The organism is Jiella endophytica (assembly GCF_004519335.1).
In the GTDB taxonomy this organism is placed as follows: Bacteria; Pseudomonadota; Alphaproteobacteria; order Rhizobiales; family Rhizobiaceae; genus Jiella; species Jiella endophytica.
Map to the genome: position 1 here is coordinate 450,179 of NZ_SOZD01000003.1, position 15,517 is coordinate 465,695.

At 66.7% G+C, this 15,517-nt stretch carries 16 protein-coding genes; 7 read left to right on the top strand and 9 right to left on the bottom strand.

Translation table 11 applies throughout. From position 1 onward, the window contains the following. Positions 1-70: 70 nt before the first annotated feature. Positions 71-742, bottom strand: a complete 672-nt coding sequence (locus E3C22_RS12065) for a response regulator transcription factor (protein WP_134762267.1) — start codon at positions 740-742, stop codon at positions 71-73. Positions 743-1,011: 269 nt separating this feature from the next. On the opposite strand from E3C22_RS12065, the gene E3C22_RS12070 reads away from it, so the two are divergent. The 4 genes from E3C22_RS12070 (at position 1,012) to E3C22_RS12085 (ending at position 5,134) form a co-directional block, all read left to right on the top strand. Next, entirely contained in the window at positions 1,012-1,980 is a 969-nt protein-coding gene (locus E3C22_RS12070) for a Bug family tripartite tricarboxylate transporter substrate binding protein (RefSeq protein ID WP_134762268.1), read from the top strand. Positions 1,981-2,121: 141 nt separating this feature from the next. Next, entirely contained in the window at positions 2,122-2,562 is a 441-nt protein-coding gene (locus E3C22_RS12075; protein ID WP_134762269.1) for a tripartite tricarboxylate transporter TctB family protein, read from the top strand. A gap of 8 nt (positions 2,563-2,570) precedes the next feature. Beyond that, positions 2,571-4,094 (top strand): tripartite tricarboxylate transporter permease, encoded by a 1,524-nt coding sequence (locus E3C22_RS12080; RefSeq protein ID WP_134762270.1) that lies wholly within the window; start codon positions 2,571-2,573, stop codon positions 4,092-4,094. Next, complete coding sequence (locus E3C22_RS12085; RefSeq protein ID WP_134762271.1) at positions 4,091-5,134, top strand: AbrB family transcriptional regulator; 1,044 nt, start codon at positions 4,091-4,093, stop codon at positions 5,132-5,134. Before E3C22_RS12080 ends, E3C22_RS12085 begins: the two co-directional genes overlap by 4 nt. Positions 5,135-5,179: 45 nt before the next feature. Here E3C22_RS12085 and E3C22_RS12090 read toward each other — a convergent pair whose 3' ends face one another. The 5 genes from E3C22_RS12090 to E3C22_RS12110 form a co-directional block, all read right to left on the bottom strand. After that, on the bottom strand, positions 5,180-6,145 hold the full coding sequence (locus tag E3C22_RS12090; protein ID WP_134762272.1) for a 3-hydroxyacyl-CoA dehydrogenase NAD-binding domain-containing protein: 966 nt from the start codon (positions 6,143-6,145) through the stop codon (positions 5,180-5,182). Continuing rightward, positions 6,142-8,055, bottom strand: coding sequence for a TRAP transporter permease (locus tag E3C22_RS12095; protein WP_134762273.1), 1,914 nt, complete (start codon positions 8,053-8,055; stop codon positions 6,142-6,144). The genes E3C22_RS12090 and E3C22_RS12095 overlap by 4 nt, the downstream gene beginning before the upstream one ends. Before the next feature lie 88 nt (positions 8,056-8,143). Continuing rightward, a complete protein-coding gene (locus tag E3C22_RS12100; protein ID WP_134762274.1) occupies positions 8,144-9,115 on the bottom strand; it encodes a TAXI family TRAP transporter solute-binding subunit in 972 nt (323 codons plus the stop codon). Next, the gene (locus E3C22_RS12105; RefSeq protein WP_134762275.1) at positions 9,112-9,495 is read right to left on the bottom strand and encodes an AtuA-related protein; all 384 of its coding nucleotides are present in this window, start codon (positions 9,493-9,495) and stop codon (positions 9,112-9,114) included. Before E3C22_RS12105 ends, E3C22_RS12100 begins: the two co-directional genes overlap by 4 nt. Next, a complete protein-coding gene (locus E3C22_RS12110; RefSeq protein WP_134762276.1) occupies positions 9,495-10,853 on the bottom strand; it encodes an acyclic terpene utilization AtuA family protein in 1,359 nt (452 codons plus the stop codon). Before E3C22_RS12110 ends, E3C22_RS12105 begins: the two co-directional genes overlap by 1 nt. Positions 10,854-10,975: 122 nt before the next feature. Between E3C22_RS12110 and E3C22_RS12115 the strand changes: the two genes are divergently transcribed. From E3C22_RS12115 to E3C22_RS12125, 3 genes are all read left to right on the top strand, one after another. Continuing rightward, the gene (locus E3C22_RS12115; RefSeq protein ID WP_167591744.1) at positions 10,976-11,914 is read left to right on the top strand and encodes a LysR family transcriptional regulator; all 939 of its coding nucleotides are present in this window, start codon (positions 10,976-10,978) and stop codon (positions 11,912-11,914) included. Between the two features lie 85 nt (positions 11,915-11,999). Then, positions 12,000-12,548, top strand: a complete 549-nt coding sequence (locus tag E3C22_RS12120) for a carboxymuconolactone decarboxylase family protein (RefSeq protein WP_134762278.1) — start codon at positions 12,000-12,002, stop codon at positions 12,546-12,548. A gap of 113 nt (positions 12,549-12,661) precedes the next feature. After that, the gene (locus E3C22_RS12125; protein ID WP_245514948.1) at positions 12,662-13,345 is read left to right on the top strand and encodes a GntR family transcriptional regulator; all 684 of its coding nucleotides are present in this window, start codon (positions 12,662-12,664) and stop codon (positions 13,343-13,345) included. Positions 13,346-13,408: 63 nt separating this feature from the next. On the opposite strand, the gene E3C22_RS12130 is transcribed toward E3C22_RS12125, so the two are convergent. The 3 genes from E3C22_RS12130 to E3C22_RS12140 are packed head-to-tail and all read right to left on the bottom strand — an operon-like array spanning position 13,409 to position 15,487. Then, positions 13,409-14,146, bottom strand: coding sequence for an amino acid ABC transporter ATP-binding protein (locus tag E3C22_RS12130; protein ID WP_134762279.1), 738 nt, complete (start codon positions 14,144-14,146; stop codon positions 13,409-13,411). Beyond that, the gene (locus E3C22_RS12135; RefSeq protein WP_245514950.1) at positions 14,118-14,816 is read right to left on the bottom strand and encodes an amino acid ABC transporter permease; all 699 of its coding nucleotides are present in this window, start codon (positions 14,814-14,816) and stop codon (positions 14,118-14,120) included. The genes E3C22_RS12130 and E3C22_RS12135 overlap by 29 nt, the downstream gene beginning before the upstream one ends. Next, on the bottom strand, positions 14,813-15,487 hold the full coding sequence (locus E3C22_RS12140) for an amino acid ABC transporter permease (RefSeq protein ID WP_134762280.1): 675 nt from the start codon (positions 15,485-15,487) through the stop codon (positions 14,813-14,815). Before E3C22_RS12140 ends, E3C22_RS12135 begins: the two co-directional genes overlap by 4 nt. Positions 15,488-15,517: the final 30 nt, after the last annotated feature.

A 15,517-nucleotide genomic window follows, 5' to 3' on the forward strand; every position in this document is an offset into this window, starting at 1 on the left:
CCGGCGGGAAGCCGCGCCGCGTTGACTACAGCCGCCCTCGGCTGCCGATCCGGTTTCGTCTCGCCCATCGTCAGTCGTCGCGAATGCTGGCGATGTAGCCGAGACCGCGGATCGTGCGGATCGCGACGGGCGAGCCGTCCAGCTTCTTGCGCAGCCGGGTCATCGTCTGTTCGACGGCATTGAGGCTCGGCGCCTCGTCGAAGCTGTAGATCCGGTCGGCGACCTCGTCCTTGGTCAGCACCCGCCCGAGCTGGCCGAGGAAGAGCTCCAGCACCTGCACCTCGCGGTGGCGCAGCTCGAGATCGACGCCGGCGAGCAGCGCGCGCCGCGCCCCGCGATCGAACTCGAAGGCGCCCTGGACGAAGACGTTGCTGGCCTCGCCCGAGCGCCGCCTGACCAGCGCCCGGCAGCGCGCCGATATCTCCCGGAAGTCGAACGGCTTCACCATGTAGTCGTCGGCCCCGACATCGAGCCCGACGATCCGGTCGTCGATCTCCGAGCGGGCCGTCAGCACCAGCACCGGCGTGCGGTCGCCCCTCGCGCGCATCGCCCGCAGCACGTCGTAGCCGTTCATCGAGGGAAGATTGATGTCGAGGATCACCACGTCGAAGCTGGCGTGACGCAACAGCGCTTCCGCCTCGGCACCGTCGGTTTCGAGGTCGATCGCATGGCCCTCGCCGCGGAACCGTTCGAGAAGGGCTTCGGAGAGGTCGCGGCTGTCTTCGACAAGGAGAATCCGCATGGTCGAAAAGGCTTAGCCGGGCGGCAAGCGTTTGAGAAGCGCGGGAATGTGACGCGCCGCAGCATGTCCTGCGCCAAGCATCGGTGTCAGCTTCGTGTCAGTTTCGGGTCAAGTCGCCGTCAGTGCCGGCTTCTAAGTGCACGGTGGGAGAGGAATGGTGCTGCCCTAGATCACGGATTGCACTTGCATGGACGGCACGGTGGAAAAACCAGCGGCCGGACCTGGCGGACATCTCTCGCCAAACTGGAAAATCGATGGGAGGACCCTCAATGACATTTGCCAAGACCGCATCCGCTCTGCTGCTGACGAGCTTCCTCGTCTCCCCGGCCTTCGCCCAGGAGATCGACCGGCCGGAATGCGTGGCCCCGGCCAAGCCGGGCGGCGGCTTCGACCTCACTTGCCGCATCGCCCAGCAGGGTCTTGAGAAGCAGTTCGACGGCCCGATGCAGGTGACCTTCATGCCCGGCGGCATCGGCGCCGTGGCGATCAACCTGTTCAACACCACCCGCACGGACGATCCGAACGCCATCGTCGCCTTCTCGTCCGGCTCGCTGCTCAACATGGCCACCGGCAAATACGGCCAGTGGGGCGCCGGTGACGTCCGGTTCCTGGCGACCGCAGGCACCGACTACGGCGCCGTGATCGTCCGCGACGACAGCCCCTACAAGACCCTCAAGGACGTCATGGACGCCCTGAAGGAGAATCCGGGCGGCGTAGTCATGGGCGCCGGCGGCTCGGTCGGCTCGCAGGACTGGATGAAGGCCGCGATCCTGATGAAGTCGGAGGATCTCGATCCGCGCCAGATGCGCTACGTCGCCTTCGACGGCGGCGGCGACGCGATCGCCGGCCTGCTCGGCGGTTCGATCCAGGTCTATACCGGCGACGTCGGCGAGATGGTGTCGCATCTCGGCACCGGCGAGATGCGCATCCTCGCCGCCATGAGCGACGAGCGTCTTCCCGCGCCCTTCGCCGACATCCCGACCGCCAAGGAAGCCGGCTACGACGCCGTCTGGCCGATCGTTCGCGGCTACTACATGGGCAAGAACGTGCCGGACGAGGCCTACAACAAGTGGGTCGAGGCCTTCCAGGCGGCCTACAAGACCGACGAATGGGCCGCTCTCGTCAAGGACAAGGGCCTTCTCCCGCTCGACCTCTCCGGCAAGGAGATGGACGCCGACATGAAGAAGCGCGTCGAGCGCATGACCGGGATCGCCAAGGAAGCCGGTCTGATCCAGTAGTCCTCCCGGACTGATGCAGGGGCTGTGCCGGTCGTCCGACGATCGGCGCAGCCCGTGCCGCGTCATCATTCCGCCTTCACCCGCGAGGCGTCGTCCGCCCGGTGCGGCGGCGCTCTTTGCGCATCGTTCTCGGAGCATTTCATGGCCGACCGGATTTTTGCCGGCGTGCTTCTCCTGGTGGCGATCGGCTATACGATCATCGCCTTCACGGTGATTCACGCCCCGTTCCAATATGACCCGCTCGGGCCCGAGAGCTGGCCGCGCATCCTCGGCATCGTCGCGATCCCCTGCATCCTGTTCGTCCTCGCCAAACCCGACGTCGCCAGCCTCGGCGTGCCGGCGAAGACCTGGGGCCGCCTCGCCGCACTCGTGATGATGCTGTTCGCCTATGCCTATCTGTTCCAGCCGCTCGGCTTCATCCTCGCCACCTTCGCCTTCTGCATGGCGCTGTCGCTGATGCTCGGTTCGAGGCTGTTGCCGGCCCTCGCCTTCAGCGCCGGGATCGGCGTCGCCGGATATTTTCTCTGCACCAAGCTGCTCGAACTCAACCTGCCGGCTGGCGTCCTGACGATCTTTAGGTGAGCTGAACCATGGACGCTGTATTCTCCGGTCTTGCTTCCGGCTTCGAAGTCGCGCTCGACCCCTTCAATCTCTTCCTGGTGCTCGGCGGCTGCTTCGTCGGCACGTTGATCGGCGCGCTGCCGGGCATCGGCCCGATCAACGGTGTGGCGATCCTCTTGCCCATCGCCTACGGCCTCGGCTTCAAGCCGGAATCGGCGATCATCCTTCTCGCCGGCATCTATTACGGCGCCGAATATGGCGGCCGCATCTCCTCGATCCTGCTCAACGTGCCGGGCGACGCCGGCGCGGTGATGACCACCCTCGACGGCAACCCGATGGCGCGCAACGGCGAGGCGGGCAAGGCCCTGTCGCTGTCCGCCGTCGCGTCCTTCGTCGGTGGCACCTTCTCGGTCATCCTGATGAGCTTCTTCGGCCCGGCGCTGGCCTCCTACGCGATCCACTTCTCGCCGTCGGACTACGTGGCGCTGATGGTCTTCGCCTTCGCCTCGCTGGCTTCGCTGGTCGGCTCGAACCCGGTGAAGACCCTGCTGGCCGCCCTCATCGGACTGATGCTCGCCTCGATCGGCATCGACGCCAATACCGGCGTCGCGCGCTACACCTTCGGCATTCCCGACATCCTCGCCGGCATCGACTTCCTGGTGGTGGTGATCGGCCTCTTCGGCATGGCCGAGCTGATCCATCTCGTCGAGCAGCAGGCCGCCGGCACGCTGAAGACACTGAAGATCGACAAGAGCTTCGTCACGCTGAAGGATCTCGCCTTCGTCAAGTGGACGATCCTGCGCGGCTCGCTGATCGGCTTCTTCATCGGCATCCTGCCGGGCACCGGCGCCTCCGTCGCCTCGGCCGTCGCCTATGGCACGGAGAAGCGCTCGGCCCGCGACTCCTCGAAATTCGGCCAGGGCGACATGCGCGGGCTTGCAGCGCCCGAGGCGGCCAACAACGCGTCGGCCGGCGGCGCCATGGTGCCGATGCTGACCCTCGGCATTCCCGGCTCCGGCACCACCGCGATCCTGCTGGGCGCGCTGCTGCTGTTCAACGTCACGCCCGGTCCGCTGATGTTCCAGCAGCGCCCGGAGATCGCCTGGGGCCTGATCGCCTCGATGTATATCGGCAACGTGGCGCTTCTGATCATCAACCTGCCGCTGGTCGGGCTGTTTGCCCGCATGCTGACGATCCCGCAGCAGTTCCTGACCCCGCTGATCGCGGTCCTCGCCTTCATCGGCGTCTATTCGGTCGTCTCCAATCCGCACGATCTCTACATGATCACCGCGCTCGGCGTCTTCGGCTGGTTCCTGCGCAAGCTCGACTTCTCGCTTGCACCGGTGATTCTCGGCTTCGTGCTCGGCGGCCTATTCGAGGACAATCTGCGCCGCGCCCTGTCGATTTCCGGTGGCGACTGGACGATCCTCGTGACGTCCTGGAACAGCGTCGCGCTCTACGTGCTGGCGCTGCTGGTCGTCGCCGTGCCGGTCGTGGTCGGTCGGCGCCGGCGCGCCCGGGCAGAGGACGCATCACCGAAGGCGCCTGCATGATTGCTGCATACCGGCCGGTGTTTCTGGCCATCGGCGCCGCGCTCTGCGGCGCCGCTCTGTTTCAGGCCCTCGGCGTTCCCGCCGGGCCGCTCGTCGGCTCCACTGTCGCCGTCACGGCGCTCTCGGCCGCCGGCCTGTCGCCGAAAGTCCCGCCGACGCTGCGCAATCTCGGCTTCACCGCCATCGGCGTGACGCTCGGTGCCGGCGTCACCACGCATTTCCTCACCGACGTGCTGCGCTTTCCCTTGAGCCTTCTCGCACTGACGATCACCATGATTGCGGTGATGCTGATCTCGTCGACGGTGCTGAAGCGGTTCTTCGGCGCTTCGGGCGGCACCGCCGTCCTCGCCACCTCGCCGGGCGCCCTCTCCTACAGCCTGTCGCTCGCGGCCGATCGCCCGGCAGCGCAGATCGACATTCCCTTCGTCATGGTGCTGCAGAGCCTCAGGCTTTTGGTCATCACCATCGCGCTGCCGCCGCTCGTCGCGCTGGTCGAGGCGGGCAGCGGCGGCCACGGCATCGCTCTCGCCAGCCATGCGCTGAGCTTTCCGGTCAGCATCGTCCTGATCGCGATCGCCGCCGCGGGTGGCTACCTGTTCGATCGGCTCAGCATTCCCGCCGCCTTTCTTCTCGCCGGCGTCGTCATCAGCGGACTGGGACACGGGGTCGGCTGGCTGGAAGGCCGCCCCTCGCCGATCCTGACCTTCATCGGCTTCTCGCTGGCCGGCGCCGTCATCGGCGCGAGATTCGCCTCGGTCACGCGGGCGCAGCTGCGCGACCTCTTCGTCGCCGGCCTGGTGGTCACGACGATCGCCCTGGCGCTCTCCGGTCTCGTCAGCTTCTTCGTCGCGGAGCTTCTCGGCCTGCCCTTCGGCCAGGTCTGGGTGTCCTTCGCGCCGGGCGGCGTCGAGGGGATGAGCGCCATGGCCCTGTCGCTCGGCTACGACCCGGCCTATGTCGCGACCCACCACATCTTCCGGCTGCTGTTGCTGATCGCCATCCTGCCGACCTTCATGCGTGCGCCCCAGCCTGATCCGTAGGAAATCGACCTCGGCTGCTCGCTGAAACAGCGTGAGCTCGGGGCTTCAGTCTCCGGATGTGCTGGAAAGAGCCTTGGCGAGCAGGATGAGCTGGCGGTCGCGCTCCGCATTGAGCGCGTCGACGCTTCTGCCACCCGCCTCGTCGAGCGTCTCCGCAATCAGCTTTTCGCGAAGCGGCCTGTCCAGCGTCGGGGTCCCGAGATCCTCCCAGCGCCGTTGCTGGCTGTCGCCCAGATGATCGAGATAGTGGCGGATGCCGCCCTCGCCTCCCCCGAGATGATAGGCCATGTGCGGACCGACCGTCGCCCATCTGCGGCCGGGACCGTCGCGGACCGCCGCGTCGATGTCGGCGGCGGACGCCACTCCCTCGGCGACGAGATGCACCGCCTCGCGGTAGAGCGCTGCGCTGAGGCGGCCGGCGATATGACCCTGCACCGCCTTCTTCAGCCGCACCGGCGACTTCCCGAGAGAGCCATAGAACGCCACCACGCGGTCGAGCACCGCCGGGTCGGTCATCGGCCCGCCGGACACTTCGACCAATGGCAGGAGATGCGGCGGGTTGAAGGGATGGCCGGCAACGCAGCGCTCCGGATGGGCACAGGCAGTCTGGATGTCGCCGATCAGCAGTGCCGAGGTCGAGGAGGCGAGAATGGCGTTTGGCGAGACGAAGCGCTCGATCTCGGCAAAGAGCGCGCGCTTCACGTCGAGCTTTTCCGGCGCGTTCTCCTGAACCAGCTGGATGTCGGCAAGGTCGGGGCCAGGCGAGGCGGCAAAGCGCAGCCGATCGAGCTCCGGCTCGCCAGCCGCCTGGCCGAGTTCCTGAAGGGCCGGCCACATCGAACGGATCGTCGCGACGAGCCTGTCTCTGGCGCCGGCTGCGGGGTCGATCGCGACGACGTCCAGCCCGCGGGCGAGAAACGCCGCCGCCCAGCCCGCGCCGATCAGGCCCGAACCGATCACCGCCACCCGTTCGATCGGCTGCTCCGCCAGCAGCTGTACGGACTGCGTCATGGGCGCACCTCGCCGGTCTTTGCTCGTGACAGTGCGACGGCGGCGCTCGACGTGCCGGCCATCGCCTTGGCCTTCTGGCCGCCTGCGAAGAAGGCGGCGGCAAAGACGCCGGCTGCGACGATGGGCAGGCCGACGATCGGCACGAAGGCGAGCGCGATGACCAGGAGATAGATGGCGATGTCGAGGACGCGCTGGCCGAACAGCGGCATCCGGCCGAGCAGGCAGGGAATCGCGATCGTCAGGACGAGCCCGGTCATCACCGCGTCCACCACCGCCATCGCACCGCCATTCCCGATCATGCCGGGATAGAGCAGCAGAAGGAACGGCACGACATAGGTCATCGCGCCGAGCCGCACCGCCTCGCGCGCGGCCGGCAGCCAGTTGGTCTGGGCGATGCCGGCGGCGACGAAGACGGCGACGCAGACCGGCGGCGTGATCACCGAGATCGTCGCGAAATAGAAGACGAACATATGCGCGGCGAGCGGCTCGACGCCGACGGAGGTCAGCGCCGGCGCAAGCACCGCGGCGACGAGCACATAGGCCGCAGTGGTCGGCAGGCCCATGCCGATGATCAGGCAGATGACGCCGACGATGAGCGCGATCAGGACCATCGAATTGCCGGCGATGGCGACGATCAGCGACGACAGGGTCACGCCGATGCCGGTGAGGTTGATCATCGCGACGAGGATCTGCGCACCGGCAAGCAGCACGCCGATGATGACGAGGCCGCGGCCGGCATCGTCGAGCGAGGCGACGAGCTGGTGGCCCATCCGTTTCAGCGGGATTTGGCCGAGGCTGACGGCGAGATAGGCGACGAACAGGCCGGCGATCCCGTAGAAGGCGGCGGTCTGCACGGAGCGGCCGGCGAAGATGCCGAAGAACAGCCCGCCAAGCGCCGCAACGATCGGCAGGACGCGCCGCCATTTCACGATCGTCGCCCAGCTCGGGATCTCGCTCTCGTCGACGATGCGCATGTTGCGCCGGACCGAGACGACGTGGACCGTCATGAACACCGACAGATAGAAGAACAGCGCCGGGAGGACCGCCGCGACCATCACGTCCACATACGAGATGCCGAGGATCTCGGCCATGACGAAGGCCGCCGCTCCCATGATCGGCGGTGCCAGCTGGCCGCCGGTGGACGCCACCGCCTCGACCGCGGCGGCAAAGGGCGCCGGATAGTTCAGCCGCTTCATCAGGGGAATGGTGAAGTTGCCGGTGGTCGCGACATTGGCGACGGCGCTGCCGGAGACCATTCCGAAGAGGCCCGAAGCGATGGTCGCCATCTTCGCCGCGCCGCCCGGGCTCTTGCCGCCGAGCCGCATGGCGAGATCCATGAAGGTCTGGCCACCGCCGGTGTTGAGGAGAAACGCGCCGAAGAGCACGAAGGCGGCGATCACCGTCGCCGCGACGCTGGTAAGCGAGCCCCAGATGCCAAGATCGCCGAGGAACAGCGTCTCGGTGACGAAATAGGCGTCGAACTGCCGGTGACCGAGGACGCCGGGAATGAGGTGCCCGAACAGCGCATAGGCGAGGCCCACGACGACGAGGGCCGGAAAGATGACGCCGACGACCCGCCGGCCGACCTCCAGGACGACGACGACAAGGCCGATCGTCATGGCGAGGTCATAGCCCGTCGCCCAGGGCAGGCTGTTCATGATCTCGTCGTAGTGGAGAACGATATAGCCGCAGGCGATCCAGGCGACGATCGCGGCGCCGAGGTCGAAGACCATGCCGGGAACGCGGAAGCGCGTGTCCTTGCCGAGCGGATAGAGAAGCAGGCCGAGCGTGATCACCAGCGCCAGGAAGACCGCGCGCTGGACGAGACTCTCGAACGGCCCGAAGGCCGAGGTGTAGAGAACGAATAGCCCCGTCAGAACGGCGAGGATCCTGGCTGCCGTGTCGCGCATCGCTCCGCCTCCCGAAGATGTCTGAAGTTTTGCCGCCAGGCGGCGGCAGCACCCGGCCGGAGGAGTTCCCCGGCCGGGTGCATCGGTCTTACTGCGCTTCCGGCAGAAGCCGTTCGGGGATGTCGATCCCCTGCTCCTTGAAGTAGCGCGCGGCCCCCGGATGCAGCGGGACGGTGGCATATTGCATGGTCAGCTTGGCGAGATCGACGCCCTTCAGCGAGGCGAGCGCGTTGGCCTGGACGGTCTTGTCCTCCATCGCGGCCTTGGTGATCTGGTAGGCCGTCTCCTCGTCCATGTCGGGGCTGGCGGAGACGGCGAGCGCGAAGCTCCAGGTCTTGTAGGGGGCAATCCCCTCGCCAGCCTTCTCGATGTCGACGACGGAGATGTCCTTCATCTTCTGCTTCAGCGTTTCCGCCTGCTCGTCGGACAAAGAGACGACCGTGATCGGCGTGAAGGTGTTGATGTCGAGCGACGATGCGTCGAGCTTCTCGCCGGCCCCGGACTTCACATAGCCGACGAGCCGGTTGTCCTTGACCTGGTCGACGACGTCGGTCGTCGAGCCGCGGACATAGTCCGGCTCGATGCCGAGGGTCTTGAACACGGCTTCGGCAGTCGCCTCGGTCGCCGAACCGCGGATGCCCGGATTGAAGCGCTTGCCGGCGAGGTCTTCGAGCGTCGAGACTTCGGCATCCTTGCGTATCACCACGTTCTGCGGCGCCGGCGAATAGACGAAGAGGATCGGCGCCTCCTGCGCATGGCCGTCGAATTCCTGCGTGCCCTCCCAGGCATGCTGGACGACGTTGGTGGTGACGAGGCCGAGATCGACCTGGCCGCGCTGCATGCGCCGCAGATTGTCGAGCGTCGCGCCGGTCTCGGCGACCGAGCTGGTGACGCCGGGCACCTTGTCGTTGATCAGCTGGCCGAGCGCGACGAAATAGCCGTACTGGCTCGACGAGGCCGAGGTCGAGCCGATCAGGAGCCGCTTGTTCTGGGCGCTTGCCGGGCTGGCGAGCGCCAGCGAAAGGGCCGCCAGCGCGACGGCGAAGATGGTGCGTTTCATGGTTTCTCCTCCCTGAGATGGTCGATCTGTCCGATCGTTTCCGCCCCGACCTCGATCTCCAGTTCGAGCAGGCGGAACGACAGGCTTTTTCCATGGCCGTCGAGGTTGAGGCTGGCATTGACGCCGCCACCCAGAACCGCATCGATCACGAAATTGAGGGCGCCGAGGCGCGGCAGTTCATAGCGGACGATCCCGGCCGGCCGGCGCTCGGCGAAGAGCTCGCGCACCCGCTCGACGGTCACGGCCCGGGCGATCAGCGGGTAGAATTCCGGCCGGTAGGCGATGACCGAAACATTCAGCCGATCGCCCTTGTCGCCGGCCCTTCCATGGGCAATCGCATGAAGCAGAATCGTGTGGCTGCGCGTGCCGACCGTATCCATCAGGCGCTCCCGAGGAACTGGAGCGACGGCGAGACGAATTGGCGCGGAACCAGCACCGAACCCGTCGAGATCCGCGAGCGAACGCTGGTCCGCACGCCGGCGCCGCCGGCCGGCCCGCACGTATAGAGCGCACCGACCTCGTAGACGGCAGCTTCCACGGCGGCTCGTTCCACTGCTGCGACCGCGACCCGCAACCGGACGTCCGAGGTCGGCGGCAGACGTGCCTCCTCGGCGATGAAGCGCCCGTCGTCGTCGGCGAACAGGCTGGCAGACCCGATCAGATCGGCGCGCAGTCTCAGCGCCGGGTCGACACGCCGGCGAATGGTCTCCATCGCAGCCTTCGCCCTGGCAAGGGCGTTCGGTCCGGCATAGGAAATCTCGCCTTCCCCGATGTAGCCGCCGTCGTAGCAGACGGTGGCCTTGAGCGTCTCCGGCCGTGGCTTGCCGCGCGCCCCCGCCACCTGGACACGGTCTCGGCCGATCTGCGAGACCTCCACCGCGGTCAGATCGAGGACGACGTCCGGAGTCAGATAGGCCGACGGATCGTGGATCTCGTAGAGCAGCTGTTCCTTGACCGTCCGCGCGTTGACGCAGCCGCCGGTCGCTTCCGGCTTGGTGATCACCAGGGATCCGTCGCCACTGACCTCGCAGATCGGAAAACCGATCGCCTCGAGCCCGTCGACGTCCTTGAAGCCGGGGTCGCAGTAATAACCGCCGGTCACCTGCGCTCCGCATTCGAGGAGATGGCCCGCCATGGTGGCCGCGGCGATCCGGTCGTGATCGTCGAAATCCCAGCCGAAATGCGAAACGATCGGCCCGACGGCGAGCGCCGGATCGGCGACCCTGCCGGTGACGACCACGTCGGCACCCCCGGTCAGCGCGGCGGCGATCTCGCGGGCGCCGAGATAGGCGTTGGCGCTGATCACCCGCTCGCCGGCCGGAACGCCCGTTGCCAGAAGCGCGGCAAGATCGGCGTCGTCGCGGCCGGAAACGAGATCGTCGCCGGAGACGATGGCGATCTTCGGCACGCGGCAGCCAAGCCGGTCCGCAAGGCCGGCAATGGCTCTCGCCGCGCCCTCGGGATCGGCACAGCCGAAATTGCCGACGATGGCGATCCGGTGATCGAGACAGTTTTTCAGAACGGGAGCAAGACGGTCGACGAGATGGGCGTCGTAGCCGATCCGGCCGGCCTTGCGTTCGAGCTGCGCCAGGGCGAGCGTGCGCTCCGCCAGCGTCTCGAACATCAGGCACGCCGGACCGCCCGCCTCGGCAAGCGCCGCGACGACGGGAACGGCGGCATCGAGCCGGTCACCGCCAAAGCCTGCACCACAGCCGATCCGAAAGACGGATTGCGCCACCGGTCTCCTCCCATGCCCGCTCGGGCGATCGGCCCGAACGTCTCCTCGCTTTCAACCTCGCGCGAGCTGGTCTATTTGTCGAATTGAATGATCAAATAGTTCGATTTGCTGAATCAATGACCATGCAGATGCGTCAGGTGCGCGCCTTTCTCGAACTGTCCGAAACACTGAGCTTCAGCGAGGCGTCGAGCCGGGTCGGCCTGTCACAGCCGGCCTTCAGCCTGTCCATCCAGAAGCTCGAGGAAGCGCTCGGAACGAGACTCTTCGACCGGACGTCCCGCACCGTCTCGCTGACCCGCGAAGGCGAGGCCTTTCTGCCGCTGGCACGACGCCTCGCAGCCACCTGGGACGAGACGGTCGAGGAGATGGCCGATCTCGTCGCGGTCCGCCGCGGGCGCGTCGCGCTCGCCGCGTTGCCCTCGCTCGCCGCGCGCATCCTGCCCGATGCCGTCGCCCGCTTCGCCGCCTCGCATCCGGACGTCTCCATCCGCATCGCCGACGTTCTGCACGGCACCGTCGTCGATCTCGTCCTTGCCGGCCGGGTCGACTACGGCTTTTCGGTCGAACCGGAGAGCCAGGACGAGCTGAGTTTCACGCCCCTGGTCAGCGACAGGTTCGTCGCGGTCCTGCGCGACGACGACTCGCTGGCAGGTCGCGCCCGCCTGACATGGAATGATCTCCTGTCCGAGCCGCTGATTTCGATGACCGGCATCACCAGCGTCCGTCGCCGCCTCGATGCCGCGCTGGCGGGCCGGAAGGCGCCGCGCCTCGTCGGCGAAGTCAATCAGCTGGCAACGGTCTCGGGCCTCGTCCTTGCCGGCCTCGGCGTCTCGGCGTTGCCAGCGCTCTGCCTACCGGTGGTGATGCGGCCCGGGCTCACATGGCGGCCTCTCGACGAGCCGGTAGCCGAGCGCACTCTCGGCCTCGTCCACCGCCGCAAGCAGAGCTTTTCGCTGGCCGCCAGGGCTTTTCTCAGTGAGCTTCGCAGCCTGCCGGACAGCCCGATGCTCTCCGGTCTCGGCGACGAGATCCGGTTCGAGCCGTTTCCAGGCAGCGCTTGACGATCCACCGGCGCGTGGGCGACTTGCGGAGAGGACCGCGGCGCTCGCCGCACCGGCAATCACGGCCGACGCAAAGGACCTCGCCATGGCAAAACGACCGATCGACCTCGACGAAACCGCCCTCACCCCGGCCCAGCAGGTGGTCTTCGACGCCATCGCCTCCGGCCCGCGCGGCATCGTCGAAGGTCCGCTGAGGGTCTGGCTGCAATCGCCGGAGCTTGCCGAGAAAGCGCAGGCGCTCGGCGCTTTCTGCCGATACGGCACGCGCCTGCCGCCGAAACTCTCCGAACTTGCGATCCTCGTCACCGGCGCATTCTGGCGCTCCGGCTTCGAATGGGCGGTGCATGCGCCGATCGCGGTCAGGGAAGGATTGTCCTCTACAGTCGTCGAGGCGATCAGGATCGGCGAGCGGCCGGAATTTTCAGATCCGGCCGAGGCGGCAGTCTACGATTTTGCCGACGAACTCCACCGCGAGCATCGCGTCACTGACGCGACCTATGCCAGGATCACCGGCCTCTTCGGCGAGGAGGGAGCAGTCGAGCTGACCGGGATCCTCGGCTATTACACGCTGATTTCTATGACGATCAACGCCTTCGCGGTTCCCCTGCCCGACGGTGCGGCGGATCCGTTCTGAGCGTCGGCGAAGGGCGTTTGCCGTGCAGGACTCGAGCCTGCGTGGCTCGAGCCCCTCTGGTAACGGCGATCGCAACAACGATCCGGCTCAGTCGGAATTTGTCGACAGCCGGCGTGATCGGCGTATACACCTCGTCCATGGACACCGACCTTCCCGCCTCAGGATCACGGCCACAGATCAACCAGTCCGGCAAGGCCTATCGCGCGGTCTACGAGCTGATCCGCCGGCGGGAGCTGCGCGGCGGCGAGGTCATCATCGAGACCAAGCTCGCCGATACGCTTGGGCTGTCGCGGACCCCCTTGCGCGAGGCCCTGCAGCGGCTCGAGGGCGAAGGCCTGATCGTCAAGGAGGCGGGCCGCTCCTTTGCCGTGCGGCATGTGGATCTCGCCGAATATCTGCACAGCCTGAAGGTCCGCGAGATCCTCGAAGGCGAGGCCGCGGCACTGGCCGCGGGACAGGTGCCGAAGGGTCTCCTGGGCGATGCCCGGGCAGAGATCGAGGCGCTCGGCGATGCCTCCGGCCAGCACACCTATGCCCACTGGCAGTCGGACGACCATGTCCACGGCCTTTATATCGACGCCTGCGGCAATCCGATCCTCGCAAAGATCATCCGCTCGCTCCGGGTGACGACCCGGCTCTTCGAGGTCGCCCGGCTCGCCGATCGCGTCGCCCCCGACAATGCCGAGCACCTCGCCATCATCGACGCGCTGGAGGCCGAGGAGGCCAGGCGCGCCAAGCGCGCCGCGCAGACCCATATCCGAAGCCTCCTGCGCTTTTCCCTGAAAAGCGTCTCCTGAACATCAGGAACGCGCCGAGGCCGGAGCGGCTTCGCCGGCTCCGATCGCGACCCCGGCCAGGGCTCAGTGCCGTAGGATCTTCGAGACGAACTCCCGGGTCCGCGTCTCCTGCGGCGTCTCGAAGACCTCGCCCGGCGTCCCCGTCTCGACGATGCGGCCATCCGCCATGAACACCACGCGCGATGAAAGTTCGCGCACGAAGCCCATTTCGTGGCTGACGATCAGCATGGTCATGCCCTCGGCAGCGAGCAGCCGGATCGTATCGAGCACTTCGCTGACGAGTTCGGGATCGAGCGAGGCGGTCACCTCGTCGAGAAGCAGGATCTCCGGCTTCAGCGCCAGCGCCCGGGCGATCGCCACGCGCTGCTGCTGGCCCCCGGAGAGCTCGTCGGGATAGGCGTTTAACTTTTCCCCGAGGCCGACCTTTCGCAGCAGCTCCTTTGCCTCCTCGCGCACCTCGCCCTTCGCCCGCTTCTTGATCTTCACTGGCGCGATGGTGACGTTCTCGAGCACCGTCATGTTCTGGAAGAGGTTGAACTGCTGGAAGACGATCGCCAGGCGGTCGCGGACGGCACGGACCTCGGCCGCCTTCCCGAAATCGACGGGGCGACCGTCGATCGCGATGGTGCCGGCGGTCGGCTTCAGGAGACCGACGAGGACGCGCAGGAGCGTGCTTTTGCCGGAGCCGGACGGGCCGATCAGGCCGATGATCTCGCCCTTCTCGACGGCGAGCGACACCGATTTCAGCACCGCCAGCTTGCCGTAGGTCGCGCTAAGATTGTCGATTGCGAGTTGCGGCAAGTCTGGCCTCCAGGCGCGCGCCGATGAGCGACAGCGGATATGACAGTAGGAAGTAGAACAGAAGCACGGTCCCGAAGCTGAGCGTTGCGGAGAAGCCGCGATTGTTCAGCACCTTGCCGGCGAAGGTCAGTTCGGTGACGCCGATCTGCGAGGCGAGCGCGGTGTCCTTGATGAACAGCACGAAGAAGCCGAAGGCCGGCGGCAGGATGATGCGCCAGGCCTGCGGCAGGATCACATGGAAGATGGTCTGGCCGAGGGAGAAGTTCATCGCCGCTGCCGCATCCCATTGATTGTGATGCACGGAGAGAAGGCCGCTGCGGATGATCTCGGCGAGATAGGCCGCGGCGATGAGGAAGACGCTCATTGCCGCGATCGCAAAGAGCGGCCACTCGTTGCCGCTCATCTGCGAGACGAAGAACACCAGCATCAAGGTGACGAGGAACGGCACGCGGCGGAAGAACTCGGTGACGACGATCGCCAGGATCCGCACCGGCAGCAGGACGCCGCCGCGGGTCATCCGCGTCACCGCAAGAACGAAGCCGACCAGCGCCCCGAACACCGAACCCGTCACCGACAGAGCCAGCGTCGTCAGCGCCGCCTCGACGAAGAAGCGCAGGTTCCAGTAGGTGAAGAAGCGCGGCGCTTCCTCGACGAGGCGGTCCCACATCATAGGATCCGCATCCTCGCCCGAAAGGCCAGCCGCCCGATCAGCGCCAGAGCCAGCGTCGCGGCGAAGGTGATGACCACGTAGAACACCGCGACGAGGGAGAAGATCTCCACCGAGCGGAACGTCTCGGCATTGACGTTGAAGGCGCGACCGGTCAGCTCCTCGACGCCGAAGACGGCGGCCATGGACGTGCCGAGGGTCATCAGGATGTACTGGTTGGCCAGCGGCGGAAACAGCACCTTGGCGATATGCGGCAGGATCACGTAGCGGATCTGCTGCCAGCGCGAGAAGCCGAGCACCTCGGCCGCCTCCATCTCCGTCTGGCGCCGCGACAGGAAGCCGGCGCGCTGGATCTCGGTGAGATACGCCCCGGCATTCAGCGTCATGCCGATCAGCACCGCCTGATACGAGCTGAGCAGGATGCCGGCGTCCGGCAGTGCGAAATAGAGGAAATAGATCTGGACGAGCTGCGGCGTGTTGGTGAAGGCCGTGACATAAACCTTCACCAGGACCCGCAGCGGCCGCGGCCCGAAAGCTGTGACCGATGCGAAACCGGTCCCGATGACGAGACCGCCGCAGAACGAAAGGAAGGCGATCTGCAACGACAACAGCGCGCCGCCGGCAAAGTAGCCGAGATAGGGCAGCACCTGCCCATATTGCAGCGTGTAGTTCATCGCCTGCGCATCGCCCTGGTCGCTTTCACC